We start from the raw sequence: 25,288 nt of genomic DNA on the forward strand, positions 1-25,288 counted from the left end.
CCCGGACCCTCTACTCCGCTGAACCGATCAGCAAGGTTGTTCAGCGCTCGCGGAAAGCCCGGACAATCTGGTCGGACAGCGGCTTGATGAAATAGGACAGCACGCTGCGATCATGGGTCTTGGCAAAGATTTCGGTCGGCATTCCCGGCAGAAGTCTCGCGTCTCCCAATCGCGCCAGCTCCTCGGGCGTGATCGCCACCCGTGCGGTGTAGAAACTCTGGCCGGTGCGCTGGTCCGATGTCACGTCTGCCGAGATGCGGCTGATCGTGCCCTGGATTTCCGGCGTGGTGCGCTGGTTGAAAGCGGAGAACCGCAGGTTCGCCGCCTGTCCGACATGGAGCTGATCGATATCTCCAGGCGAGATCTTGGCGTCCACGGTCAGAAGATCGGCCTCCGGCACGATCAGCATGACCGGCTCGGCCGGGCTGACCACGCCGCCGACCGTGTGGACACTGAGCTGGTGCACGATCCCATTCTGAGGGGCGCGGATGTCGACCCGCTTGAGCTGATCCTCCGCTGCGACCTTGCGTTCGATGAATTCTCCGATCTTGCCGTCGATCTCGCGCAGCTCCTTGGCGACCTCGCTGCTGAGGTCCTGATCGATCTGGATGATCTGCAATTCGATTTCGGTGACTTTGCCGCGCACCTGCGCCGTCGCGGCCATCGACTGCGCCAGTTCGCCCTTGAGGCGCGCGGCTTCGCGCTCGAGAACCGTCAGCCGGCTCATCTGGATCAGGTTCTTCTCCCAGAGTGTCCGTACGCCCGTAAGCTCGCGCTGGATCAGCTCGATCTCCTCCGCCTTGGCCTCCTGCAGGGCGGCGTAGCCACGGATTTCATCTTCGAGCTGCGCGATGCGCTGGCGAAGCTGCGACTTCTGCCCCCGGCGCGCTGTGGCTCTCAGCTCCAACAATCGGCGTTCGCTATCGAGCGCCGTGACGAACTCCGGCGAGGGGCGATCGAGCAGCTCGGGCGGGACCACGACCCGGTCGGCGCCATCGCGCTCGCTGCTGAGGCGGGCCTTGCGGGCGCGCATCTCATCCAAGCCTTTGGCGTAGATGGCAAGGCCGGCCCGCAGCGCGGTCTCATCGAGTCGCACCAGGGTGTCTCCGGCGCGAACATGATCGCCTTCGCGGACCAGCAATTCTCCAACGATGCCGCCGGTCAGATGCTGGACTTTCTTCACATTGGAATCGACGACAACCGATCCGGATGCAGTAACTGCGCCTGACAATTCCGTGGTGGCGGCCCAGCCGCCGATGCCGCCGGTCAGTACGAGCGCGATAACCATTCCGCCGATCAGATGGTGGCGCAGGCTGCGGTCTTCGCCGCGAAATGTGCTCTCGGTCATGTCGATGCCGCGGTTTGAGGAACGACCTTGAATGGCCCTGCGGGGGGTGGTTCTCGTCGGGTCAGCGTCGACAACACTTCGTCCTTGGGGCCAAAGGTTTGCTGCCTGCCGTTGGCCATCGTCATTACGAAGTCGACGGCGGCGAGCGCGCTCGATCGGTGCGCGACGATCACGACGATGCCGCCCCGAGCCCGAACCGCGAGGATCGCGCGGGTCAACGCCTCTTCGCCTTCGGCGTCCAGGTTCGAGTTGGGTTCATCCAGCACGACCAGGAAGGGATCCGCATACAGCGCGCGGGCGAGTGCGACGCGCTGCCTTTGGCCGGCGGAGAGGCGCGCGCCCTGTTCGCCGATCTGGGTGTTGTATCCCTCCGGCAAGCCGACGATGAGCTGATGGATGCCGGCTGCGTTTGCGGCCGCGAGCACCATTTCCATCGGCGGGTTCGGGACAAATCTCGCGATGTTCTCGGCGATGGTGCCTTCGAACAGCTCGACGTCCTGCGGCAGATATCCGATGTGATTTCCGAGCGTCTCGGAGGACCATTGCTCCAGCGCCGCGCCGTCCAGTCGGACGACACCGCGCGACGGCCGCCATGCGCCGACAAGCGCTCGGACCAACGAGGATTTTCCCGATCCGCTGGCGCCAATGATCCCGAGCGCGCTGCCCGCCTTGAGGACGAAATTGACGTCGGTGGCCAGCAGCTTTTCGGATTCCGGAGCGGTGACGGAGAGTTTTTCCGCAAGCAGCGTGCGGCTCGGCGCGGGCAGGGGCACCTGCGCCGCGGGCGCGGGGATGGCTGCCAGCAGTTTCGCCAGCCGCCGCCAGCTCTGGCGCGCCCCAACGAAACTCCTCCAGTTGGCGATCGCGAGGTCGACGGGCGCGAGCGCGCGGCCTGTCAGGATCGAGCTGGCAATGATGATTCCGCCGGATGCCTCCTGGTGGATGACGAGGTAGGCGCCCACCGCAAGGACGGCTGATTGCAGCATCATGCGCAGCATGCGTCCGACGACGCCGAAACCGCCCGAGATGTCGCCGGCGATTTTCTGCTGCCGGCGATAGGCATCGCCGAGCTCGCGCCAGCGCGCGAGCAAACGCGCGGACATCCCCATCGCAGCCAAGACTTCCGCATTGCGCCGGCTCGCCTCAGCGAGCCGGTTACGCGCGGCGGCATGGTTCGACGCTCTTTGCACCGAGCGGCGGGACAAGCGATCGGTGAGCAGCGTCAGGATCACCAGCACGAGCGCGCCGCCGAGCACGGTGCTGCCGATCAACGGGTGGAACGCAAAGCAGATCACGAGATAGATCGGCAGCCATGGCAAATCGAACAGCGCCGGCAGGCCAGCCCCTGATAGCACCGACCTGATGGTGTCGAGGTCCCGGACCGGCTGCAGCCCGTCGCCGCCGCCGCGGGTGCGGAGCGGCAGACGTATCACCAGATCATAGACGCGGTCGCTGACACGCCAGTCGATCTGGTTTCCGATCCGAAGCAGCATGCGTCCACGCGTCAGCTCCAGGATACCCTGGAAGACGAACAGCATGGCTGCAATGACGCTGAGACCGACAAGCGTGGGCACGCTGCGGCTCGGCAGCACGCGATCATAGACTTCCAGCATGAACAGCGAGCCGGTCAGGCTCAGCAGGTTGATTAGTCCGCTGAACATCGCGATTGCGATCAGCGCGGCGCGGCAGGATGCTAGCGCTATATGCAATTCCGATTCCGCGGCAGGACGGTTTGCTTGCGCGATTGGCATCACGGGGAATTGCTCCGCAGATTGCAGGTGAGGGGCGCGGTTTGAAAGCATGGATGCGGAGGCGGGGAAGAACCCGCGCCTCCGCAAGTCCAAGGGCAAGTCCACGGCTTGGTGACGGACGGGGAATGGCCCGTCCGTCATGATCGCCATCAGACCAGATACTGGTGGATCAGTTGTAGCTGACCACCCTCGACCTGTTCGCCGCCGACGTTGAAGTGGGCCTGGGTATCGATCAGGTAGACGTTCTCGCCGGCGTTGCCGAGGATGTGCGAGACGTCGATGACGCCGGACGATTCCTCGTCCTGGGTGAGGAAGTTCGCGCCGCCCGAAGTGAAGCGGCTCGGATCGTGCTCGGCGAGCTGCGTCAGCTTGTCGGTTACCGGATCGTACTGCCAGACCTTGCCGAGATGCGCATTGTTGCCGACGTCCTCGCAGAGAACAATCTTGCCGTTGGCATCGACGGTCATGTTATCGAACATCTGCTGCCCTTCGGTGCCGTTGAGCAGCAGCTTGATGGTGCCGCCCGCGGCCGGGTTGCTGGCATCGTTGAAGTCCAATGCCCACAGCCGGCTCGGAGCATTGAAGGCGTCCGTCGTCACGAAGTAGAAGCGGTTCGGATTGAGCGTGTCCCAGGCGCCGTCTTCCGGACGAAGGAAGCTGGTGACGCCGGCGGCCTCGCTTGCCGCATCGATCTGAGCGCCGGTCATGCCGCTGACGTCGCCGAGATCGATCATCGAGAAGGTTGACTTCTCGTCCGTCCCGAGCGGGGAGGCGGTGTTCGGCTCGTTGTTGTTCAACGCGCCTTCCAACTCGCTGACGTGAATGCCGAAGAAATGGCCGCCGGTCAGGCCGGCCTTCTCGACGGCGTTACCGGTCGCCTTCTTGTCGCCGACGTAGAAGTAGACCTGGCCGTTCTGGCCATCGTCGAGCGCCGCGACCACAGTCTTGTCACCGGTATGCGCATTGGCGACTACGTTCTCGAAGGACATGTTGCCGAGCCAGGCGAGCTCATAGCTATTGCCGTCCTGCGCACCGCCCACGATATGGGCGAATGCCCGCCCTTCGACGCCTGACTCTTCACCGTTGAGATAGAGCCTGCCGTTGAAGCCGAGACCGGTTTCCGTGTTGTAGAACGCGCCCTGATCGGCAAGATCGGCCGAGCACAAGCGGTTGAGCGACACCGGGCTGTTGCCGGCGTTGTGATCGACATAGCTCTTGGTCGTCGCGTCGTAGAGCCAGACATCGTGGATGAGGTCCTTGCCCGACACCGCCTGCAGCGTGGTCTTGTCGAACACCCATTCCGAGATGAACGCGCCGGTGCCGCCATGAGCGCGCGCAACGCCCAGGTTTGCGCCGATCTCGTGGTTCATCAGCACGGTGAAGGTCCCATCGCCATTGTCGAATGCGCCAAGGCCGTCGGGAATACCGGCCATCTTATAGCCACCGACACTGTCGCCCGTCGTCAGCAATGATTGGGTGTAGACATAGGAATCGCTGCTGAGGAGGTAGGGCGTCTGCGAGCTTGACGGACCCTTGACCTCATCTGCGATGATAAATTGTTCGGCATGAAGGTTCGCGATCCGCGTATCCTCGATGACGAGCTTGTCGCCATTGCCGAAGCTGATCTGAACGTCGTGGCCGACCTGTCGGGCTGAGTCGATCAGCGCCCGAAAGGAGGCGACATGGAAGTCGCGGATATCGATGCGGTCGCCGAGATCGAGATGCTCGATCGTGTCGACGCCCATGCCCTTGCGGAACAGAAACTTGTCATTGCCGTCACCGCCACTGAGTTCGTCTTTGCCGGCGCCACCAAGCAGCAGATCCCGTCCGGGGCCGCCGAACAGGCGGTCATTACCTTCGCCGCCAATCAGGGCATCGTTGCCCTTTCCACCGAACAGCGTGTCGTTGCCTTTGCCTCCGTCGATCAGATCGTCGCCCCGAAGGCCGAAGATGATGTCATTGCGGTTCGACCCGAAAAGATCGTCGTCGCTTTTCGTTCCGAACAGCTTCTTCCCGCCGTGGTGATGCGCGTGATGGTATTGATGACGTCCTGACATTGCTTTCCCCTGGAAAATGGATCGTAGCCCGGTCCGTTAACCAATCGGCCGTGACGGTCACGCGACATCGGGATGAAGTTGCAATCGCTAGAGGCGGAAACTCGCCCATCTGCGGCAAATGATGTCGATTTTCTCGGAAAATTCGGCTTGTTTTAGTTGCGTGACAAAGAGTCGCGGAGTGCGGGCGTCTTGTGGAAAAGGTGGCAATTCGTTCGCGTCTTGGGAGGCCACGGGCTCGCCCGGTTTGGTTGAGCGCCCCGCACAAAACGAGCGGAGAGGCACTGGCGCTGATCTCGCGACCGGCTTATCGTTGTGCAATGCGATTGAAATCAAGCATCTGGGTGTCCGCATATCTGCGGCGCTGCCAGAAGGAAGGCGTGTTCGGTGCGGTGCGCCGGCGCGGCGCGGAGGAGGCGGGGGCAGTGTTCGTCAAGGTGGCGTTGCTCGACGGCAACGCCATGCTTTACACGCCTGCGCCGCAGACAGCCTATGAAGACAGCCGGCCGTTTGACCGCATCTTCGTGCCGATGACGAAGGAGCCGGTACCGGAATCATCGGTGGAGCAACGGCTTGCCAAGGAAATCCGGTTCGATCCCGATGTCTGGGTCGTCGAGACCGAGGACAAGGCCGGACGGCACTTTCTGGACCTGGCGAAGGGTTAGAGCGTTTTCGAGCGAAGTGGAGACCGGTTCGCGTGAAGAAAACGCGTCAAAACAAGAATCTGGAGCTTCGGTTCTGATTCAATCAGAACCGAAAATGCTCTAGCGTCCGGAGCTCTGCGAGCGGATCGCGGGCGCATCGCCCGGCTGACCCGCCGGGCGCCTATCGGCAGATGTGGAGCGTGCGCGATGGCGTTCGTCATCGTACAGCGAGGGGCGATATTTGGCGCGCGCGACCGCCATGGTCGAGCCGCGCCATGCAGCGAGCATGATGAGCGCCGTGCGCTCGCTCAGCCGATCGTACATTCGCGACAAGCGGAATACGTAGTGCACCGATGAACCCAACGCCGGATTGAGGAACATCAGCACCCGCTGGAACGCCGGGCTCGGCATGTTCAGCGCTCTCGCCGCGCAGGCCAGCGGCTCGCCGCCGGGATCATTCACCACCTGCTCGGCGATGCGCGACGGCAGGATCAGGGCTTCGCCGACCTCGCGCGCGAAATTCTCGATGTCTTCGGCGAAGGCCGCCATTTCCAGGATTTCGATGGCGCGCGCGGCGCGCGCTGCAGGAATCCGGGCTGATGCCTTCAGCGGCGTCTGCACGATGTTCTGCAGGATCTGGACCCGTTCGCTGGCCGTCGCGGCGAAGAACATGTCGGTGATCTCTGCGGCATCGTTGGGCCGCATTGCGAGGCTCGCTGCCATCCGAAGCTGCGCTTCGGTCGGGGGTTGGACCGGCAATGGTGGGGACGGCGGCGCAGCGATTTCAGCGGCGACGGGCAACGGCTGGTCCGGGTCAGTGCGCCGCAGGCTAAGCTTGCCGAGAAGCTCCCCCGGAGTCGCCGGATAGACCGAGAGCCGCGCCCGCACCGCCGCGCGCGTCGCATCGTCCACCTGGTCGATCAGGCGCGAGGCAAGTTCGACGAACTGCCGCTCTTCATCAGCCGAATGAGCCTTGGCCTGCACATAGAGGTCGGTGAGCACGCGCAGCAGCGTCGGACGGATGTCGACGCCCTCGCGACGAGAGAGGGTCATCAGCCCGTCGAGGCCTGGAATGACTGGAGCTGCGCTCATGGGAAGGCGTACGCGACTTTCGAGAATGCGCAAAACGTTCTGACGCCAGCCTATGTCGGCGGCTTTAAGAGCCGGTTAAGGAAAACGAGCCGTGAAGGCATCCGTTAAAATGTGAACTATTTGACGGAAGCGATCTGGCGAATAAGGCACACTCGCCGCATCGGTAATCGACCGGCGGCTCCGATTAAGAGGTCGTTAACCACGTGCGGTTCTTAATCCGGACGTCGCCTGGCAAATCATCGCCGCGCGGCAGGCAGAGAGAACAGAAATGGGCACCATCATTGAGTTTCCGGCGGATGCGGCTTCGCGGCGGCCGGGCGCAGTCATGGGTGGCGCTGCGAGCGATGGCATGGGGACTGTTCTGATCCTTCCCGTTATCCGGATTGAGCGCGTAACCGGGCAGAGCGACGGTGGACGCGGGCCGGCAGAAGGTGCAGCGCCCCGTCGCCGTCGTCGTCGGCGCACCTGACGATTGGACGTTTGAGATGCGGAAGGGGGGTCTTCCGAGCCGGAGCACGGGACGCCGTCGCGCACGCCCGGTAGTGGCGCTGCTGCTGATCGGCACGGCGCTCGGCGGCTGCAGCGGCGGTGATTTCGGCCGCACGCGCGCCGACTTCCGCAACGACGACATGCACCGCTGGCTCGGTGCGGAAGCGACCGGCAGCATCGGCATGAGGCCCTCGCAGTTCCAGCTTACCGAGAACGAGCGCCAGCTCCGCGATCTCGCCTATCCCTTGATCGAGCCGCCGCATTCGCGGCCGGCCTGGAAGAGCGTGTTCGGCGATTATCAGCCGTTGCCATCGCCATGGCGACAGAAGGTGGTGTTCGACCGCACCGCTTACGGGCGGGCGCTGATCGATGAGCCCCACCGCGCGCACACTTCCCGCTACATGCAGCTGATCGACGACGTGCGCGATGACATCACACGCTTCGATCCGTTCTTTGCCACCGCCTGGCGCGTCATCGAGCTCGACCGCAAGCGCAACGCCAGCCTCGGCATGGTGTCGGACCTGTCGCCGCGTGAGCGGGCTGACGCGATCGCGCGGATGGAGGAGAACACGCTGATCGTGCAGTGGGTCCAGCAATGCCTGGAGCGGCGGATCTCGTCCTATCGCTGGGCGCTGGAGCGGTTGGTGATCCAGGCGCCCGATAACGTCGCGGCCGATGCCGACCGCCTGATCGGCGAGCTTGCCGTGCTGACCGCCAATCCGCCAGTCGCCGCACAGCCCCCGGTCATCGGGCACGCCACCGTCGTGAAGGGCTAACGACCGCGCCACCGCACACAGACCTCATCCTGGGGAGCGGGCGTAAGCCCGCGTCTCGAAGGATGGGCCACGGGCCTCATGGTTCGAGACGGCGCTGCGCGCCTCCTCACCATGAGGGCTGGCAGTCTAGCGCTTGCCGGAAGGCCGTGCCGCGGGCGCAGGGGCGGGGAGCGGGATTTCGGCCTGCTTCGGTGCCGGCGGCCAGGCCTGCACCTTGCAGCTTGCGGCCGCGAGCGAGGCCTGGGCCTGCGGCATCAGGCCGGGCTCGGCCGCCAGCGCCTTCAGGAGGATCAGGCCGGTCGTGGTCGGGGAATCGATGATCAGTCGGTCGGCGGCGGTGACGTCCTCATCCTCCGGCAGCTCGTTGTGCTGCGCCTCGGTCATCAAATCGAGCTCGATCACCTTCTTGCCGGCGGAGCGGTCGTTGATGGCGTAATAGGCGAGCTCGTTGCGAGTGTAGAACGACACCGAGGTATAGGCCTGGCTCACCGGCACCGTCAGCTTGATCGGCCCGGTCGAGAGATCGTAGCGGCAGATCGCCATCGCGAAGGCCGGGTCCATGAACGGCATCAGCGAATTGCCGGGATCCGCTGATGGCAGTGGCGTGACCGCGTTGAGCTTTGTGATCGGCGTCAGCCGCGAATAGGCATCCTGTGAGGCGATCCGCGGCAGGGCCAGCACGCTGACGAGGTGCACCACGCCGCCCAGCAGCACGCCTGCGATGATCGTGAAGGCGAGGCGGATCATGGGCAGCCCACCGTCGAAATCGTCGGCATCGGCGCGTCGCGCTGGGTCCGCGTCGCCACCCCGACCGGCGTATCGTAGAGCCGCAGCATCAGCGCGTAACGCTCGATGCCGCCCGTCGGCAGCCAGTTGCCGGCGCGCGAGCGCGAGGCGATGCGGATCTCGAAGGTGCCATCGGATGCGCGGATGATCTCCTGGCTGGTAAAGCCGTAGCGCTGCAGCGAATTCGCCACCAGACGGCCCTTGTTGTCGAACAGCGTCAGCGTCCAGAACCGCGCCGGCGGGGTGACGCCGCTGACGACGACGTCGCAGCGTCCGTCGAGCGGTTTCTTGTTGTCGTCAGTGGTGGCGGTGAAGCCGATGCCGTCGCCGGTGCCAACAGGCAATTCGCCCGAGCGGGCGATGATCGCGCGGTTGTAGGGGTCGATGTCGGATGTGCCGTTCCGCGGCCGCGCGGTCCATGCGCCGATCTTCAGCGTGCCGATATTGGTGCCGCGCGTCGCGGCGACGTAAGTCGAGCCGAGCCCGATCCCGGCGGCAACGATCAGCGCGAGCAAGGTGATGAGGATCAGCCGCACGGCCCTACAGCTCCGAAGCGATCACTGGCCGGATCATGCTCTAGTTCTTGCGCGGCGTCGGTGGCGCCGCCTGGTCGCCGGCCGCCGTGATGTAATTCTCGGGGAACGCCAGTGCGCTGGACGACGGCTTATCCGGTTGCGCCGGCGCGTTGGACGACGTCTTGCCCAACGTCCTGGCCGCATCGTCGAGCATTTTCTCGACGCGCACCAGGATATCGGCGCCGCGCTTGGTCAGCACTGGCGGCGGCCCGGGCTTGGTCTCGAGTATCTTGGGCGCGGCATTCGCCTGCGCCGCCGGCTCCTTCGGCAGTTTCTGGCCCATGCCGATGCCGGGAATTTCCCGGACCTCGACGCCCTGATGCGCGGCGACCATGATGTCGTGCCAGGTCTGCGCCGGCAGCGAGCCGCCGGTCATGCGATTGGTCGGCGAGTAGTCGTCATTGCCGTACCAGACCGCGCAGGTGAAGTTGCCGGTGTAGCCGACGAACCAGGCGTCACGATAGGCGTTGGTGGTGCCGGTTTTGCCGGCGGTCGGAATGCCGTCGAGCGCGGCGCGGCGGGCGGTGCCTTCGCTCACCACGTGGCTCATCATCCCCGCCATGTCGGCGGCAACGGAGGCCGGGATCGCCTGCCGCGGCTGCGGACCGTCGCGGTCCCAGCGCCACACCAGATCGCCGCCGCCGGTGCGGACTTCCAGCACCGAATGCGGCGTGACGGACCGGCCCCTGTTCGGGAACGTCGCGTAGGCGACCGCATGCTCGACCACGGTGACCTCGTCGGAGCCGATCGGCAGCGACGGCGTATCCGGCAGCGGCGCCTTGAGGCCGAAACGACGGGCCACTTCGACGATCTTGGCGCGGCCGGCCTTCGGGCCTTCCTTGCCACCGAGCGCGATCGAGAGTTTCACCGGCACGACGTTGATCGAGCGCGTGATCGCCTGCGTCAGCGTCACCGAGCCGGAATAGGAGTGGCCATAGTTCTGCGGGCACCAATTGCCGATGCACACTGGGCCGTCGACGATCTTCGAGTTCGGCGTGAACCCGTTCAGGAGCGCCGTGGTGTAGACATAAGGCTTGAATGACGAGCCGGGCTGCCGGTAGGCGTCGGTGGCGCGGTTGAACTGGCTGGCGCCATAGTCGCGGCCGCCGACCATCGCGCGCACGCCGCCGTCGAGATCGGCGACGACGGTCGCCGCTTGGGTCGCGTGATAATCGCGGCCGAACTGGCGAAGCTGGTTCTCGATCGCTTCCTCAGCGGCGCGCTGTACGTTCATGTCGATGGCGGTACGGACCACGAACACGCGCTCGGTGTAGGATTTCGGGAAGGTGTCCACGAGCCTGCGCATCTCGTCGAACGCCCAGTCGAGATAGTAGTTCGGCGAATTCTCGTCGCGCCGGTCGACCGCAACCGCGGGATTGCGGCGGGCGCCGAACACCTGGCCCTCGGTCATGAAGCCGGCATCGACGAGGTTATCGAGCACGACGTTGGCGCGGGCGCGCGCCGCCGGCAGGTTGATATGCGGTGCGTATTTGGTCGGTGCCTTGAACAGGCCGGCGAGCATCGCGGCTTCCGCCAGATTGACGTCGCGCGCCGACTTGTTGAAGTAGAAATGCGCCGCGCCGTCGACGCCGAAGGTGCCGCCGCCCATATAGGCGCGGTCGAGATAGAGCTTCAGGATCTCGTTCTTGCTGAGGCGGTGCTCGAGCCAGATCGCCAGGAATGCTTCCTTGATCTTGCGCTCGATGGTGCGCTCGTTGTTCAGGAACAGGTTCTTGGCAAGCTGCTGCGTGATCGAGGAGCCGCCCTGGCGCACGCCGCCGGCCTGCGCGTTGGTGACAAGCGCGCGGGCGGTGCCGGCGATGTCGATGCCGAAATGGTCGTAAAAGCGGCGGTCCTCGGTGGCGAGGGTGGCCTTGATCAGAACGTCCGGAAAGTCTTCCAGCGGGATCGAGTCGTTATGCTTGATACCGCGGCTGCCGATCGGATTGCCGTAACGGTCGAGGAAGCTCACCGCGAGATCGGACTTCTTCAGCCAGTCGTCATCGGCGGTTTCGCGGAACGCCGGGATCGCCAGCGCCAGCAGCACAACCATGCCGCCGAGCCCCATGGTGGCGGCTTCCGACAGCGGCTCGATGAACACCCAGCGCTTCCAGCGGCCGACATAGAAGCGGTCCATGAAGGTGGAATAGCGCTCATAAAGCTCACGCAGGCCCCTGGCGGAGGAGAACAGCGTGGAGTCGATGCGCGCATCCAGGTCCAGAAAGAAGTTCCGGAGCTTGGTCGTCCACTGCGGCGGTAGGATCTGGCGCACCGGGGCCCTTGCTCGTTTAGAAACCGCTCACGTGCCCATCCATTTGGGCACCGGTCGAGCGTCTTGATTCCATGTTGCGGCAAACCCAAGGCGCTGTTCGCGCCACCTGGGAGACTCGGTTGTTGTTTCTATCTGAGCGGAGGCTATAAACCAATGGTGTTGCTTGCGATTTTAATGTCAGGCTGAACCTGTTTGTGAACTCGTTCGGCCGCCTGTAGATGGCCGGCTTGCGCGCCTGCCACTGCCGCCCCTAGATGGGGTGCGAGCCGAGTTAAACCAAATTCTTCGATGTCCATGACCGCACCACCCAAACGTGCCTCGAACCAGGAGGGATTTTTCTGGAAAACCAAGACGTTGGAGCAAATGTCCAATGTCGAATGGGAAAGCCTGTGCGACGGCTGCGGGCGCTGCTGCCTGGAGAAGCTCGAGGACGAGGACACCGGGAAAATCTACTTCACCCACGTCTCCTGCAAACTCCTGGATGCCGGGCTCTGCGCCTGCAAGGACTATCCGAACAGGTCCGACAAGGTTCCGGACTGCGTCCGGCTGACGCCGGAGAATGTACGTAGCCTCAATTGGCTGCCGCCGAGCTGCGGCTACAAACTGGTCGCGGAGGGCCGCGATCTCTATTGGTGGCATCCGCTGATTTCCGGTGACCCGAACACCGTGCACGAGGCCGGCGTCTCCGTGCGCGGCCGGGTGCAGGGAACCGAGGACGAGATCCCCGACGCCGAGCTTGAGGACCACATCGTGCGGTGGCCGGCGGTGCTTCCGAAACGGGCGCGACTGAAAAACCGGCCGAAATCGTAGCGTCTCGTCCAAGGCGCAACTCACGTCATTGGGATGACGCGGCCTTGGAATGCGCCCATGCGCTGAGCCGCCTGCCTCAACAGGAATTTGCTGCCTAGATTGAAATTCATAGAACGATTCCATTGCGGCGTTGCGCTGCAGCGAGAAATTGCGCCCGAGATGAACAAGTTCGAACGGCAGAGCCGTGAACCTGCCGACCGACAGACATTGCCTGCAGACGTAGCCGAAGAGCTGTCCCGCCTGCCGACCGAGGTGATCGACCTCGCCGACGCGCCACCCTTGGCGCCGCCGGCTCCGCTTGCCCCGGACGAAGTCCGCACCATCGTGATCAGCCTGATGCTGACGATGTTCCTGGCGGCGCTCGACCAGACCATCGTCGCGACGGCGCTGCCGACCATCGGCCGCCAGTTCGGCGACGTCTCCAACCTGTCCTGGGTAATCACGGCCTACCTCTTGGCGTCGACCGCGGTCGCGCCGGTATTCGGCACGCTGAGCGACATCTATGGCCGCCGCGCCATGATCATCACCTCGCTCAGCCTGTTCGTCGTCGGCTCGATCCTGTGTGCGGTCGCGCCCAACATGCCGATATTGATCCTGGCGCGCGGGCTGCAGGGGCTCGGCGGCGGCGGCATCATGCCGGTCGTGCAGACCGTGATCTCCGACGTGGTCAGCCCGCGCGAGCGCGGCCAGTACCAGGCCTATTTCAGCAGCGTCTGGATGGCCGGCGGCATCGCGGGGCCGGTGATCGGCGGCGTGTTCGCGGAGCACCTGCACTGGTCGATGATCTTCTGGATCAACCTGCCGCTGTCGCTTGCCGCACTGGCGCTGCTGTTGCCGAAGATGGGCAAGATCCCGGTGTTCCACCGCAGGCGCAAGGTCGACTGGCTTGGCGGCATCCTGTTGATGGCCTCCGCGGTCGTATTCATGCTGGTGTTGACCTGGGGCGGCAACCATTTTGCCTGGCTGTCGCCGGTGATCATGGCGATGATCGGCGCGTCGTTTGCACTCGCCGCCACCTTCGTGTGGCACGCGGGCAGGGCGGACGAGCCGTTCCTGCCGCTGTCGCTCCTGAGCGGAACAGTCGTTCCTTTCGCGATCGTCGCGGGCAGTTGCGCGCTTGGCGCGATCGTCGGGCTGACGGTGCACCTGCCGCTCTACTATGAGGTGGTCTATCACCTCAGCGCCAGCGAGGCCGGGCTGGCGCTGATCCCGCTTGCTGCGGTCTCGACCTGCGGTGCGGCGATTGCCGGCCGGACCATGGCGCGTGCCAAGCATTACAAGCGCGTCGCGATCGTCGGCACCTCGGTCGCCGCCCTCTGCGGCGTGGCGATGTCGATGACCACGCTGCCGCTGTGGGGGCTGCTCACGCTGATGTCGGTGTTCGCGCTCGGCCTCGGCACGACGTTTCCGGTCAGCGTGGTCTCGTTGCAGAATGCGGTGGCGCGCTCGCAGGTCGGCACCGTGACCGGTGCGATGAATTTCTTCCGCGCGCTGATGGCCTCGTTCGCGGTGGCGGCGTTCGCCGCGATCCTGCTGATGGCGCTCGGAGCCGACATCTCGCTTGCCGGCGAACATCATGGCGAGGTGAGTTCGATCCCGGTCGCCGACATGACCAACGCCTTCCGCTTCGTCTTCGGCGCCGCCGCCGTGCTGCTCGCAACGGCTGCGCTGTGCATCACCATCATGGAAGAGCGGCCGCTCGCAGGCCCGACCACGCGCCAGGTGGAAGTGGCGGAGTAGGCGGATCGGGCCTTACGTCGCGGCCCGCCCGTGCTTTCGTGGACGACGTATTCCGTCCTGAAAGCCCAAGGACGCACCGTGCGCGCGTCCTTGCTACGAATGTCTATGGGATTACAAAACCTGCCGCTTACGGTCTTGGCTGTATGAAAACGCCAAGGCGCTTGATGGCGATAGAAGAAGTAGTTCGTCCGGGACCTTCTTGGCCCCCAAACTCGCAAGCAGCGGGAATAAAAACGGATGCCAGACGGTAATAAGGAGTGTCTGGCATTCAGGGGCTGATCTCAAGCCCTTAAGTTCCACTTCAGTTCACTCCGCAATCGTTGCTCAACGCAAACAAGGGAGTGTCCAAATGTCTCGTCTTTCAGTTTTCGCCGCGGCAACTTTTCTGTCGGTGTTAGCGACAACCCCGATGGCCTTCGCCACGGAGCATCACCACGTCCGCACAGCGCCGCAGCACATGAGCCTTCCAGCGCGGGCCTACGCAGGGCCTCAGCCATTGATGCACTACCATGACACTCCAAGCTACAACGACCCCTCGAAGAATGGATGCTGCGGCTGACCTGCAATGCAAGTAGAGCATCTCTGAAGACGTGCTCGGTGCTCGACGTAATGCGCAGGCAGTGACGGCCTACGCCTTGCGGAAGTGGGCGCGCGCCATACGCTTCAGTTAGCAGGTCCGCAATCGGTCGTCAGGGTCCTTTGGAGGGTGCCGAAGCCGCGGGGTCCGCGCGACCGCGCCCTGCGAGCGTATTTGCAGTTTTTCAAATCGCTCTAAATTTATGTACCGTTCTAGAGACTCCGGCCATGCCGCGCTCCGATGAACCTGCCGACGTGATCCGAATGGAAAAGGCAGGCCGGTTTCCGAGACCGACCTACATCTCTCCGAACCGGCGCGTCTGGTTCGAGAGCGATATCATCGGGTGGCAGAACGAAATCATGGCCGGCGCCGGGGCCGCCGCAACCATCTCCGCCGCTCGAAATCCTGAGGGTGCCGCCGCAGCACGTCGGGGCGCGCTCCGATTGAAGTATCGGGACGTCCTGCAAACGAGTAAGGCCGCAGTTGGCGGCTGGTTGCGCAATCTTGCTGAACATCCATTCAAAAAAGTTCCGACACAGTTCCCGAAACTCCACGGCCAGCCGTTCGTTTTCTTGTCAGTTGTAACTAACGAGAGGAGACGAACCATGAGAAAGCTTTCTTACGTTCTCGCCGCGTTAGCAACCATCGCTGTTGCGGCCCCTACAGTCGCAAGCGCTCAGGGTTTTAGTGTTCGGATCGGCAGCGACCGAGACTACTATCGCGACCATGATTATTACGGACCCCGTGCTGGGTTCTATGGGTATGACCGTGGCTGGCATCGCGGATGGTATCATCGCTATGGCGACCGCGACGTAATCATCAGGCGTCACCACTACTGGGACGACTAACGGAAAATGGCCCCTAGCCGGGGCCATTTTTTTCGTCTGTTGATAGGTGCGATAATGAAACCGAAGCAGTCCGATGTATTTAGGGATAACGCGCAGAACTGCGCCGAGATGGCGGAGCGGGCGAAAGATAAAGCGGCGTATAAGCGCTTTAAACGCATGGACTGGCGTTAGCCAAGGAGCAAGAACGGTTGGATGGCGAGATACAACCAAACAGGTCCGTGCTAACCGAAGTCCTTGACGGAAAAACCTGACGCCATCTGCGGCGGTTTATCAGCCCGCGCCTCGGCAAGATGGCCGCGAGCACGGTCGCCAAGCGCGCGATATCGCCACACTCTCGGATGATATCGTCGCTGGCCGGTATCCCGGCAGCAAGGCGTCGGTCGCCAATGCCCGCCACATGCGCCGCGCGGCCTCGGGCCTGTTCATTTGGGCCGCTGAGGCGGGCCGCGAATATGTGACCGCGAGCCACGTTGAAATCTCTAGGCAATTTGACATGGATGCGCATTGGCCTTTGGGGGCTCGCGGCGGGTCAGATGCATTGCCAAACTGATTGGAGCGGTCGGGCATGCGAGCACCCGGGCGCTGAATGCGTCACGATCACCGCGAACAGCGGGAACTTGGCCGCCTGATCTGCTTTGAGAATGCGAGGTCGCACGGCCGTGTCGAAGGCCGCCTCACGGGTGGGGAGCATGATCGCGATCATCCGCGGATTTTCCTGGCGGGACTGGCTGTTCTCGCTCAAGTCCTTCGCCGCTGCCGTGCTGGCGCTGTACATCGCATTTCAATTGGACTTGTCGCAACCGAGCTGGAGCGTCACCACGGTCTACGTTGTATCCCAGCCGCTCGCGGGAATGGTGCTCGCCAAATCGCTCTACAGGGTGCTCGGGACGGTGATCGGTGCGGTCGTATCGCTGGTCCTGGTCGCGCTCTTCTCCAATGCGCCAGAGCTATTTTGCCTTGCGCTCGCGCTTTGGATCGGTGCGGGCACAGCCGTTTCCATTTATCTGCGCGACGCACCGCAGGCTTATGTCGGCATGCTCTCTGGCTATTCGGCCGCCATCATCGGCCTGCCGGCAGCGCTCGCTCCGGAGACCGCCTTTGACTTTGCCGTGGCGCGTTGCCTGGAAATCATCCTCGGAATCGCCTGTGCGACGCTGGTCCACCACCTCGTGTTTCCGCAACGAGCAGGCGCCGCGCTGGTTGATGCGCTGTCATCGACGCTGTCGACGATGGCGCGCTGGGCGGGAGACAGGCTGTCGGCTGAACCGGTCGAGGCCGAAATTCAGATGGACCGGCGCCGCATGGTCGCTGCCGTCGTAGGTCTGGAGCAGTTACGCGTGTTCGCCAATCTGGATACGCCGGCGGTCAGGGCGATGGACAGTCTGGTCCGCCTGTTCGAAGCGAAGCTGCTATCGCTGCTGGCGCATCTCGTCTCGGTTCATGACCGGATATTGCTGCTGCGGCAACGCGACCCGCAGCGAGTCGAGCGGCTGCGCCCGCTTCTGCAGGCGACGACGGCGCATATCGCCGCCTGGACCGGATCGGCGACGCCGGATGAATCGCGGCGGGAAGCAGGTCATGGGGCGAGAATCCAGGCCGAGATCGACGCCGCACAGCCGTCGCGGCAGGAGCTTGAAAGCACACCGAACGCCTTCCTGGTGCGCAACATCTTGCTGCGGTTGCAGGACATCATCGATATCTGGCGTGATGCGGTCTGGATCCGGACTCATATCGGCTTGGGAGTGCTGCCCCCGGAGCGCGAAGCCGCGCCGTCCTTTCAGCCCTATCGCGAGCCAGCGCTCGCGTTGACCGGCGGCGTTGTCGCTGCGTTGACGATCGTCTTGTCCAGTCTGTTCTGGATCTATTCGGCATGGCCCAATGGTGCGACCGCCGTCACCTTCGCCGGCATCATGTGCGCGATCATGGGTGCGCGTGACAACCCGGCCGCGGGCGCGGCGATGTTTTTTCGGATGACGGTTGTCGGCGCCGTCATCGCGGCGGCCTACCTGTTTGTGCTGTTGCCGACGCTCAATACGTTTGCCGCGCTGGTGGTCGCGCTTGCGCCGTTCTACCTTGTCTGTGGGTTGCTGCTCACGATACCTCAGGCCGTTCCGATGGTGATGCCCGTGATCTTCGGCGCGGGCGGCCTGATCGGCATTTCCAACCAGATGACCTATGACTTCGAGGCGTTCGCCAACAACGCGCTAGGCTATTTGGTCGGCATCGGCTTCGGCGCGGTCTCGCTGGCGTTGTTCCGTCCGTTCGGTCGAGAAGTGGCGGCCACCCGTCTGATCCACGGCTTGTTGCGCGATCTGGCCCGCGTTGCCACAGCTGCAACGCCGCAGACGCGTGCTGCGTATGAGAGCCGGACGTTCGATCGCATCAATGCGCTGTTGGCGCAGCTCGACCCTGAATCGCCGCGCTATGGCCAATCGGTGCAGAGCGGCTTTGCCGCGCTTCGCGTCGGGCTGAACATCCTTGTCCTGCGACGGGAACTGCCGCACGTGCCGGGCGATGTGGTTGATGCGATCGAGGGCGCGTTGAGCGACCTGTCCGCCGCGTTTCGGGCAACCCTGTCCGGACATGCCTCGGCGTCTCCCGCACCTCTGCTCGAACAGGCGCGTCATCGTGCGCTCTCGGCCGAGGGCGACCTGTTGGTCGTTGCCGATGCGCTCTATGGAATCCAGACCACCATCGAGCAGCATGAGGGCTTCTTCCTTGGCGACCGACGCCTTGCATCGCGGTCAGTCGGCGAGGCGGCAACCGCATGATCAAGGAGATCAACCTGGGTGGCGTCTATCTCTCTCCGTTCCTTGCCTATATGGGAGTGGCCGCGGTCATCTGGGTGCTGATGCGGCTCGTATTTGACCGGGTTGGCCTCTATCGTGTCGTCTGGCATCCGGCGCTGTTCAATACGGCGCTCTACCTCATTCTGCTCACATTGGTCGTCGGCGTGAGCATGTGAGCCATTGGTGAGCTGTTGGCATGCCGAGTCTCGGGCGTTTCGCACAATATGCGGTTACGATCGCGGTCGTCGCGGCGGCGATCGTTGCAGGATGGTGGTTGTGGCGGCTGTACGAGGACACGCCGTGGACGCGTGATGGTCGGGTGCGGGCGAACGTCGTCAACGTCGCTCCCGATGTCGCGGGTGCCGTCATCGACCTGCGCGTCAAGGACAACCAGCAGGTCAAGATCGGAGACATTCTTTTCGTCGTCGACCCGGCGCGCTATCAGCTCGCGCTCGAGGAGGCGGAGGCCACAGCCGCGGGAGCCAAGGCGACGCTTGACGAGCGGCAGGAGGAACAAGATCGCCGCGAGAAGCTCAGTGCCGCCGCGATCTCCGTCGAAGCGCTCAATCAGGCGCGAAGCGCCACGCTGGAGGCCCGCGCCGCTTCCGATCAGGCGGTGGCGCAGGTCGGCGTCGCCAAGCTCAACCTCGCACGAACCAACGTGCGGTCGCCCGTTAACGGCCATGTCACCAATCTGCTTCTCAACCGCGGCGACTATGTCACGGCCGGAAAACCGGTCCTTGCCGTCGTGGATCAGGATTCCTTCTACATCGCCGGCTATTTCGAAGAAACGAAGCTGCGCTTCATCAACCTGGGAGACGCCGTTTCGATCCGATTGCTCGGGTACGACGCGCCACTGAAGGGTCATGTCGAAAGCGTCGCCCGTGCCATCACGGATCGGGAAAACGTCATCGGCACGGATCTGATCGCCAACGTCAACCCGACCTTCAGTTGGGTCCGCCTGGCCCAGCGGATTCCCGTTCGCATCGCGATCGATTACGTGCCGGAAGGCATCACGTTGAGTGCCGGAATGACCGCGACGCTGCAGGTCACGGCGCCGGGCCCTCAACCCGATGCCGCGGTTTCGGTTTCGAGCAAATAGTTGGGGGGCTATTCCTCATCCAGGCCAGGTGATCGCCGCAGCATGAAATGACCAAACGCCGAGGCGATCGGCTTGGTCGGGTCATCCTGCCAGGCCTGCGCCTCGAAAGCGACGACGCGCCGGCCCTGCTTGACGATGGAAACCTTGGCGTGGCTGTCGAGTGCGCGGCCGGAGCGGAGATAGTTGATGGTCAGGCCAATCGGCTTCGGCGGTGCCGAAACGCCGAGCTCGCGCGTCACGCCCACGACCGCGGCGGTCTCGAGGAATGCGCCGGTCATGCCGCCATGAATGGCGGGCAGCAGTGGGTTGCCGATGATCTTCGGCGAGAAAGGCATCACCAGCGTGCCATCCTCACTGAGGCGGATGCCGAGACAGCGCGCGAACGGGCTGTTTGCGAAGGGGCCGGTGGGATCGTCACGTGCTTCGAGCACGGGCAGCTCGCCATCATGGCGCGCCTTGTCGAACAGCATGTTGGTGCGGTTGGCGCCGACCATGAAGCAGGCGGTCGCGGTGGCGACCGGATCGTCTTCGGAATCCTGGTAGGCGGTCGCGCGCACAAAGGCGATGGAGCGGGTGACGCGATAGCAGATCGAATGCGCATTGATATCGAAGCCTGGTGTGGCGGGCTTCTGGTAGTCGATGCGCAGGTCGAGCGTGGCGATCGCGCGCGTGCCGTCCAGCGCGAGCTGCACGGCCATGCCGCAGGTCTCGTCGAGCATGGCCGTGACCACGCCGCCATGCAGAACACCCGTCTGCGTGTCGCCGACGAAGACCGGCCGATAGGGCAGGCGTGACCAGGCTTCACCGGGCGCGGCGCGATCGAGCTGCAGGCCGCTGATCTGTCCATAGGTGGAGCGGCGCCGTTTGATGGCTTCCGCCAGCTCGTCGAACGGTAGTGGCGTGTGGAACGTCGATGTCTCGGACATGCCGACGTCTTAAACCACCGTAGCTCAGCTTGCGATCAGAATCGTAGGGTGGGCAAAGCGCAGCGTGCCCACCTTCTCTTGCACCGACCGTGGATGGTGGGCACGCTGCGCTTTGCCCACCCTACGGGATCTACGTGCCCGGCCTCGACACCTCGGTTTCCTTGCTGGTGATGAATTCGAGCAGAACCGGGATGCCTTCCTTGGTCTTCTGGATGCCGCGCTTGATCGCCGGCACGATGTCCTCAGGCTTGGTCACGCGCTCGCCATAGCCGCCGAAGGCGCGCGCCATCGCGGCGTAGTCGCCGGAAATGTCGGTCGAGCGGTATTTCTCGGTCGAGATCGGCATCACCTTCAATTCGATCGCCATCGAGAAATTGTTGAGCAGGATCGACATGATCGGGATGCGCTCGCGCACCGCGGTCTCGAAATCCATGCCGGTGAAGCCGATGGCCGCATCGCCCCAGACGTTGATGCAGAGCTTGTCCGGCATCGCCAGCTTTGCGCCCATCGCGAGCCCGAGCCCATAGCCGAGCTGCGTGGTCTTGCCCCAGCCGAGATAGGAGAGGGGCTCGACCGACTTCCAGAATGGCGAGAGCTGGTCGCGCGGGCTGCCGGCATCATGGGTGATGATGGTGTTGCTTATATCGACGGTGTGCTGCAGGTCCCACAGCACGCGGTATGGATTGAGCGGCGCCTCATTATGGGTGAGCTTCGGCATCCACTTCGCGAGCCACTCGTTGTTGATGGCGGCGATCTCGGCGGCGACCGCACTGGCATCGCGATCCGACGTGACGGTCTTGCCGATGTCGTCGAGCAGCGCATCGAGTACGAGCGCCGCATCGCCGACCAGGCCGACCTTGGCCTCGACATCCTTGTTCAGGTGATTGGGGTCGAGCGTCGAATGGATGATGGTCTTGCCCTTCGGCATCGCGATGCCGAAGTTTGTTTCCGTGAACGAGCAGCCGATGCCGAAGATCACGTCGGCATCAGCGAGGAATTTCGGCACCGCGCGCGGCACCGCCAGCCCGCCCGAGCCGAGCGAGAGCGGATGCGTCTCCGGAAATGACGATTTGCCGCCGAGGCTCGTGGTGACGGGAATGGCGAGTAGCTCGGCAAGGCGCTTCAGTTGCGGCCAGGCGCGGGCGTAATGCACACCCTGTCCGGCATAGATCACGGGGCGCTTGGCGTTGATCAGGAGTTCGGCCGCTTCCTTCACATGCACGGGGTCGGCGCCGTAGCGGGTGCGCAGCACCGGCGTGTAGTTCAAGGGCTCCGGCACCTCCTCGTTCCACATGTCGGCGGGGATTTCGACGATGACCGGTCCGCCGCGACCGTTCTTCAATCTGGTGAAGGCGCGGCGGAAGATGTTGCAGACCTCGGAGGCGAGAATGATCGGCTCCGACGATTTCGTGAACGCCTTCATCGCCTGGCTGGAATTGAAGTTCGGCTCGACGTTCGCCAGCCGGCGCGGATAGCCCATCGGCAGCACCAGCACGGGCACCGACTCGCCGAAGCATTGCGCCACGCCGCCCATCGCATTCTCCGAGCCGGGGCCGTGCTGCATGCAGAACGCGCCGATGCTGCGGCCGGACGTGACGCGGGAGATCGCGTCCGCCATGTGCACACCGATGCGCTCCTGCCGCACCATGATAGGGCGGATATCGGCGTTGGCGGCGTGCTCAATCAGATGATTGACGGGATAGCCGCAGAGAATCTCGATTCCCTCGCGCTTCATGATTTCCGCAATCGCCGTGCCGAGCTTCATGGCCGTGTCTCTCCCTTGGGTCGCAGTCGGTTCATCCGACCGCTTTGCAACAGAGGATCAGGAATCCGTGGGCGCGTAAAGCATGCGTCGCGCGCACCTCGGGGCTGCAGTTATGCGTTTGGCGATGCGGAGGGGCGCGATGCACGAATGGCACTTGCGAAAATACACGCGGTCGATGACGCGGCGTTCGACAACAACCCATCATTCGATGAGCTTCGAAGCGTAATCGTGGCGGAAACGTCACAGCGCGGCGCCGACAGCATCGACCTCACCGCGTTGTTATTCGCGCCGGAAGTTTTTGCATTAGGTAACGCCTCAAACATGCGTGTGCATGTTGAGGGACCAGGAGATTTGATCAGATGTTACGGGCGCGAACACTCATTCTCGGCACAGCCGCCGGCCTGATGGCCATAAGCGGCGCACAAGCAGCCGATCTTCCAGTCAAGGCGAAGGCCGTTGAATATGTGAAGGTCTGTTCGCTGTACGGCGCCGGCTTCTGGTACGTCCCGGGCACCGATACCTGCATGAAGATCGGCGGCTATCTGCGCGTCGACACGACATTCAATGGCGGTCCGCAGGGCCAGCCGGCCTGGAACGGCGATCTCGGTCAGGGCAATCGCTATCGCGATGACTTCGCGACCCGCGCGCGCATGGCGCTGACGTTCGACACGCGTACCTCCACCGAGTACGGCACGGTCCGCACCTTCATGCAGGCCGACTTCCAGTTCTCCACGCTCGGCGGCAGCACCAACAATCCGAACTCGGTCAACGGCTCGCTGCCGGTTGCCGGCGCGCAGCTCCTCGACACGCCCGGCGGCGGCTATGTCGCGGTCGAGTATATCTTCATTCAGTTTGCCGGTTTCACCTTCGGTAAGTCTGCTTCCGCCTACGCGACGCCATGGCAGGGCTTCCCGGGCAACAACTCGTCCTTCCTGATGGGCGGCCAGAACACCGACACCGGCGTCAACAACATCCAGTACACCGCGCAGTTCGGCAACGGCGTGTCGGCCAGCATCGGGCTTGACGATCCGGTGGTCTGGGATCGCACCGCGGTCTACAATCTGGCGCTGCCGCTGAACGCGACGCTGAATTCCGGCAACGCCTATGCGGGTGTCCGTTCGCCCGACGTCGTCGGCAACGTCCGTGTCGACCAGGCCTGGGGTCTGTTCCAGGTTTCGGCTGCGGCGCATGAAGTGAGCGCGTCCTACAACACCCTCAACACGGCTGGCGCTCCGGCGGGCGGCGTCGGTCTTCCGGGCGCGGCGCCGACCGCGGCATCCGAGCTTTCCGGGCATCCCGACGACTCCTGGGGCTTCGCGACGATGGTCGGCGTGAACATCAAGAACGTCCCGACCGGTCCTGGCGACGACATCAAGTTCGACGCGAGCTACGCCAAGGGCGCGACCAAATATGTGATCGCGACGTCGTCGGCCTCGCCGAGCTTTGCGATGTTCGGTGGCAGTGGCGCTTTCGGCGCGTATCAGAGCATCGGCTTCGGCGCGACGACCGACGGTGTCTACCTGCCGGTGGCGGCCGGCGGCGACGGATCGCTGCACCTGACTGAGTCCTTCGGTTTCCGCGGTGCGTTGAACCACAACTGGGATCCGTACTGGTCGACCAGCTTCTACGGCAGCTATTCGGCGGTGCGGTATGACGGCACAGCGAAAGCGTTTATTTGCGCGAACTTCACGACGCCGGCGAAGGCGGTCAGCGCGAATTACGTCTGCAACCCCGACTTCAACGTCTCGCAGCTCGGCGCGGTCACCCGCTGGACTCCAGTCAAGAACCTGACGTTCTCGGCCGAATTCCAGTGGTTCCACCTCGACCAGAAATTCCAGGGTACGGCCGTCCTTGGAGCTTCCGCCCCCAAGCCGGCTGCGACTTACGAGTTCAAGGACCAGGATACGTTCTTCCTGCAGCTTCGCGCACAGCGCAACTTCTGATCGCCTTCACCTCGCGCTTTGCGAGGAAACGGCGACGAAGCAATCCGGCGTCTTGCTCCGGATTGCTTCGCGCCACGTGTCAGCGGGTCAGCCGTCGTAGCGGCCCGCTGATTTGCCTTGACGATCGATGTGGATGATGGAAATCATCTCGCTTCCATGCGTCGATTGAACACCGCCGCCACCAGCCTTTGAAGATATCGGCCCACCTGGCGATCGTTCCCGCTCCGCAGCTCGGCCACCATGCGCGGCTCGTCGGCCTCCTCGTAGAGAATGCCGATATAATTCCTGCGTGTTTCTCGCGTTTCTTGGGGCATGTGCTTCCTCCGCGGCAGTACCGACGCCGACTGTGCGAGGATGGCGCGCAAGGTCTGGTAAATTTTCCGTACCGTATGAATACCGGCGCAATCCGCGCATGGCCTTAATCAATCGTTCATCCTGTCCGTCAATGCGGCATCAACCAGTCGGCTTTTAGGTTGCGGCCAAGACGCAAGTCGGGAGAAACCCGCGCGAGGCGTCGGCGGGGATTTTGATGCGCCAGTTGATTTCAAGTTTTCTCAGCGACGAGCGCGGAGCAACCGCGATCGAATATTGCCTGGTAGCCTGCAGCATCAGCATCGTGATCGTCGCTGCGGTCACCAGTCTTGGCCAAGACGTCAGGGCGCTCTTTGTCCGGGTCCGCGACAACTTTCCGCAGTAAACGGAAATCACGTGCGCGCGGCGGTCAGCCGTCTTCGTTGAGCGCTCGCAGCATCGCAATCCGCGCGAACATCAGCCAACCGCCGCCGCTCTCGGCGGCGTGAATCAGATTCTCGACGGCGGTTTGCCAGCACTCGCGCTGCTGTACCGGCTCAGGCAGCTTCATGATGTAGTCGGCGGCGTGCTGGAGCGTCACCAGCTTGCGGCCGCCGCGCAGGACGATCGGCTGCTCGAAAGGCGTCGACCACGGCATGTCAGCTTGCCGCCTGCCGCGTCGCTATCATTGCATGAGACCGCCGGCTGCT

23 protein-coding genes and 2 pseudogenes are annotated in these 25,288 nt (G+C 63.6%); 12 read left to right on the top strand and 13 right to left on the bottom strand.

What is annotated here, in order from left to right:
* Positions 1 to 40: 40 nt before the first annotated feature.
* From AC5ZG1_RS34395 to AC5ZG1_RS34410, 4 genes and pseudogenes are all read right to left on the bottom strand, one after another.
* Positions 41 to 1,348, bottom strand: coding sequence for an HlyD family type I secretion periplasmic adaptor subunit (locus AC5ZG1_RS34395; protein WP_130227224.1), 1,308 nt, complete (start codon positions 1,346 to 1,348; stop codon positions 41 to 43).
* Positions 1,345 to 3,099, bottom strand: a complete 1,755-nt coding sequence (locus tag AC5ZG1_RS34400) for a type I secretion system permease/ATPase (RefSeq protein WP_496135509.1) — start codon at positions 3,097 to 3,099, stop codon at positions 1,345 to 1,347. The genes AC5ZG1_RS34395 and AC5ZG1_RS34400 overlap by 4 nt, the downstream gene beginning before the upstream one ends.
* Before the next feature lie 149 nt (positions 3,100 to 3,248).
* Entirely contained in the window at positions 3,249 to 4,844 is a 1,596-nt protein-coding gene (locus tag AC5ZG1_RS34405; protein WP_496135526.1) for a phytase, read from the bottom strand.
* A gap of 69 nt (positions 4,845 to 4,913) precedes the next feature.
* Positions 4,914 to 5,156 (bottom strand): annotated as a pseudogene (locus AC5ZG1_RS34410) (calcium-binding protein); the annotation flags it as partial.
* 317 nt (positions 5,157 to 5,473) lie between these two features.
* On the opposite strand from AC5ZG1_RS34410, the gene AC5ZG1_RS34415 reads away from it, so the two are divergent.
* Positions 5,474 to 5,818 (top strand): DUF1491 family protein, encoded by a 345-nt coding sequence (locus AC5ZG1_RS34415; protein WP_130227221.1) that lies wholly within the window; start codon positions 5,474 to 5,476, stop codon positions 5,816 to 5,818.
* A gap of 99 nt (positions 5,819 to 5,917) precedes the next feature.
* Here AC5ZG1_RS34415 and AC5ZG1_RS34420 read toward each other — a convergent pair whose 3' ends face one another.
* Positions 5,918 to 6,850 carry a DUF2336 domain-containing protein gene (locus tag AC5ZG1_RS34420; RefSeq protein WP_496135510.1) on the bottom strand — a complete coding sequence of 311 codons (933 nt, stop codon included), beginning with the start codon at positions 6,848 to 6,850 and terminating at the stop codon, positions 5,918 to 5,920.
* Between the two features lie 307 nt (positions 6,851 to 7,157).
* On the opposite strand from AC5ZG1_RS34420, the gene AC5ZG1_RS34425 reads away from it, so the two are divergent.
* Positions 7,158 to 7,358, top strand: a complete 201-nt coding sequence (locus tag AC5ZG1_RS34425) for a hypothetical protein (protein WP_496135511.1) — start codon at positions 7,158 to 7,160, stop codon at positions 7,356 to 7,358.
* A gap of 16 nt (positions 7,359 to 7,374) precedes the next feature.
* The gene (locus AC5ZG1_RS34430; protein WP_456643050.1) at positions 7,375 to 8,154 is read left to right on the top strand and encodes a hypothetical protein; all 780 of its coding nucleotides are present in this window, start codon (positions 7,375 to 7,377) and stop codon (positions 8,152 to 8,154) included.
* Between the two features lie 126 nt (positions 8,155 to 8,280).
* Here AC5ZG1_RS34430 and AC5ZG1_RS34435 read toward each other — a convergent pair whose 3' ends face one another.
* The 4 genes from AC5ZG1_RS34435 to AC5ZG1_RS34450 form a co-directional block, all read right to left on the bottom strand.
* Positions 8,281 to 8,901: a DUF1254 domain-containing protein gene (locus tag AC5ZG1_RS34435; protein WP_130227218.1), complete on the bottom strand. Its 621-nt coding sequence runs from the start codon at positions 8,899 to 8,901 to the stop codon at positions 8,281 to 8,283.
* Complete coding sequence (locus tag AC5ZG1_RS34440; protein ID WP_028166152.1) at positions 8,898 to 9,476, bottom strand: DUF1214 domain-containing protein; 579 nt, start codon at positions 9,474 to 9,476, stop codon at positions 8,898 to 8,900. The genes AC5ZG1_RS34435 and AC5ZG1_RS34440 overlap by 4 nt, the downstream gene beginning before the upstream one ends.
* A 40-nt stretch (positions 9,477 to 9,516) precedes the next feature.
* Positions 9,517 to 11,787: a transglycosylase domain-containing protein gene (locus AC5ZG1_RS34445; protein WP_496135512.1), complete on the bottom strand. Its 2,271-nt coding sequence runs from the start codon at positions 11,785 to 11,787 to the stop codon at positions 9,517 to 9,519.
* 143 nt (positions 11,788 to 11,930) lie between these two features.
* Complete coding sequence (locus AC5ZG1_RS34450; RefSeq protein ID WP_496135513.1) at positions 11,931 to 12,083, bottom strand: hypothetical protein; 153 nt, start codon at positions 12,081 to 12,083, stop codon at positions 11,931 to 11,933.
* Between AC5ZG1_RS34450 and AC5ZG1_RS34455 the strand changes: the two genes are divergently transcribed.
* The 6 genes from AC5ZG1_RS34455 to AC5ZG1_RS34480 all read left to right on the top strand — a co-directional run bounded on the left by AC5ZG1_RS34455 (position 12,082) and on the right by AC5ZG1_RS34480 (position 19,653).
* On the top strand, positions 12,082 to 12,597 hold the full coding sequence (locus AC5ZG1_RS34455; RefSeq protein ID WP_496135514.1) for a YcgN family cysteine cluster protein: 516 nt from the start codon (positions 12,082 to 12,084) through the stop codon (positions 12,595 to 12,597). The two genes, AC5ZG1_RS34450 and AC5ZG1_RS34455, sit on opposite strands and share 2 nt — an antisense overlap.
* Before the next feature lie 159 nt (positions 12,598 to 12,756).
* Complete coding sequence (locus tag AC5ZG1_RS34460) at positions 12,757 to 14,337, top strand: MDR family MFS transporter (RefSeq protein ID WP_496135515.1); 1,581 nt, start codon at positions 12,757 to 12,759, stop codon at positions 14,335 to 14,337.
* Between the two features lie 804 nt (positions 14,338 to 15,141).
* Entirely contained in the window at positions 15,142 to 15,762 is a 621-nt protein-coding gene (locus AC5ZG1_RS34465) for a helix-turn-helix transcriptional regulator (protein ID WP_456642962.1), read from the top strand.
* Between the two features lie 689 nt (positions 15,763 to 16,451).
* Positions 16,452 to 18,533, top strand: coding sequence for an FUSC family protein (locus AC5ZG1_RS34470; protein ID WP_496135516.1), 2,082 nt, complete (start codon positions 16,452 to 16,454; stop codon positions 18,531 to 18,533).
* Entirely contained in the window at positions 18,530 to 18,727 is a 198-nt protein-coding gene (locus AC5ZG1_RS34475) for a DUF1656 domain-containing protein (RefSeq protein ID WP_496135517.1), read from the top strand. Before AC5ZG1_RS34470 ends, AC5ZG1_RS34475 begins: the two co-directional genes overlap by 4 nt.
* A gap of 20 nt (positions 18,728 to 18,747) precedes the next feature.
* Positions 18,748 to 19,653, top strand: coding sequence for an efflux RND transporter periplasmic adaptor subunit (locus tag AC5ZG1_RS34480; protein WP_496135518.1), 906 nt, complete (start codon positions 18,748 to 18,750; stop codon positions 19,651 to 19,653).
* A gap of 8 nt (positions 19,654 to 19,661) precedes the next feature.
* Here the strand turns inward: AC5ZG1_RS34480 and AC5ZG1_RS34485 are convergent, their stop codons facing one another.
* Both AC5ZG1_RS34485 and AC5ZG1_RS34490 read right to left on the bottom strand, forming a co-directional pair.
* Positions 19,662 to 20,579 (bottom strand): PaaI family thioesterase, encoded by a 918-nt coding sequence (locus AC5ZG1_RS34485; protein WP_496135519.1) that lies wholly within the window; start codon positions 20,577 to 20,579, stop codon positions 19,662 to 19,664.
* Positions 20,580 to 20,709: 130 nt separating this feature from the next.
* Positions 20,710 to 22,350, bottom strand: a pseudogene (locus AC5ZG1_RS34490) (thiamine pyrophosphate-requiring protein); the annotation flags it as partial.
* 141 nt (positions 22,351 to 22,491) lie between these two features.
* Here AC5ZG1_RS34490 and AC5ZG1_RS34495 point away from each other — a divergent pair.
* Complete coding sequence (locus AC5ZG1_RS34495; protein WP_456642957.1) at positions 22,492 to 22,749, top strand: hypothetical protein; 258 nt, start codon at positions 22,492 to 22,494, stop codon at positions 22,747 to 22,749.
* Positions 22,704 to 24,287, top strand: a complete 1,584-nt coding sequence (locus tag AC5ZG1_RS34500; RefSeq protein ID WP_028166143.1) for a porin — start codon at positions 22,704 to 22,706, stop codon at positions 24,285 to 24,287. Before AC5ZG1_RS34495 ends, AC5ZG1_RS34500 begins: the two co-directional genes overlap by 46 nt.
* Before the next feature lie 143 nt (positions 24,288 to 24,430).
* On the opposite strand, the gene AC5ZG1_RS34505 is transcribed toward AC5ZG1_RS34500, so the two are convergent.
* Positions 24,431 to 24,601: a hypothetical protein gene (locus AC5ZG1_RS34505; protein WP_165435536.1), complete on the bottom strand. Its 171-nt coding sequence runs from the start codon at positions 24,599 to 24,601 to the stop codon at positions 24,431 to 24,433.
* A 215-nt stretch (positions 24,602 to 24,816) separates the two neighbouring features.
* On the opposite strand from AC5ZG1_RS34505, the gene AC5ZG1_RS34510 reads away from it, so the two are divergent.
* Complete coding sequence (locus AC5ZG1_RS34510) at positions 24,817 to 24,984, top strand: Flp family type IVb pilin (protein WP_496135520.1); 168 nt, start codon at positions 24,817 to 24,819, stop codon at positions 24,982 to 24,984.
* A gap of 24 nt (positions 24,985 to 25,008) precedes the next feature.
* On the opposite strand, the gene AC5ZG1_RS34515 is transcribed toward AC5ZG1_RS34510, so the two are convergent.
* Positions 25,009 to 25,236: a hypothetical protein gene (locus AC5ZG1_RS34515; RefSeq protein ID WP_028166141.1), complete on the bottom strand. Its 228-nt coding sequence runs from the start codon at positions 25,234 to 25,236 to the stop codon at positions 25,009 to 25,011.
* Positions 25,237 to 25,288: the final 52 nt, after the last annotated feature.

This window comes from Bradyrhizobium sp. Leo78, from assembly GCF_059512425.1.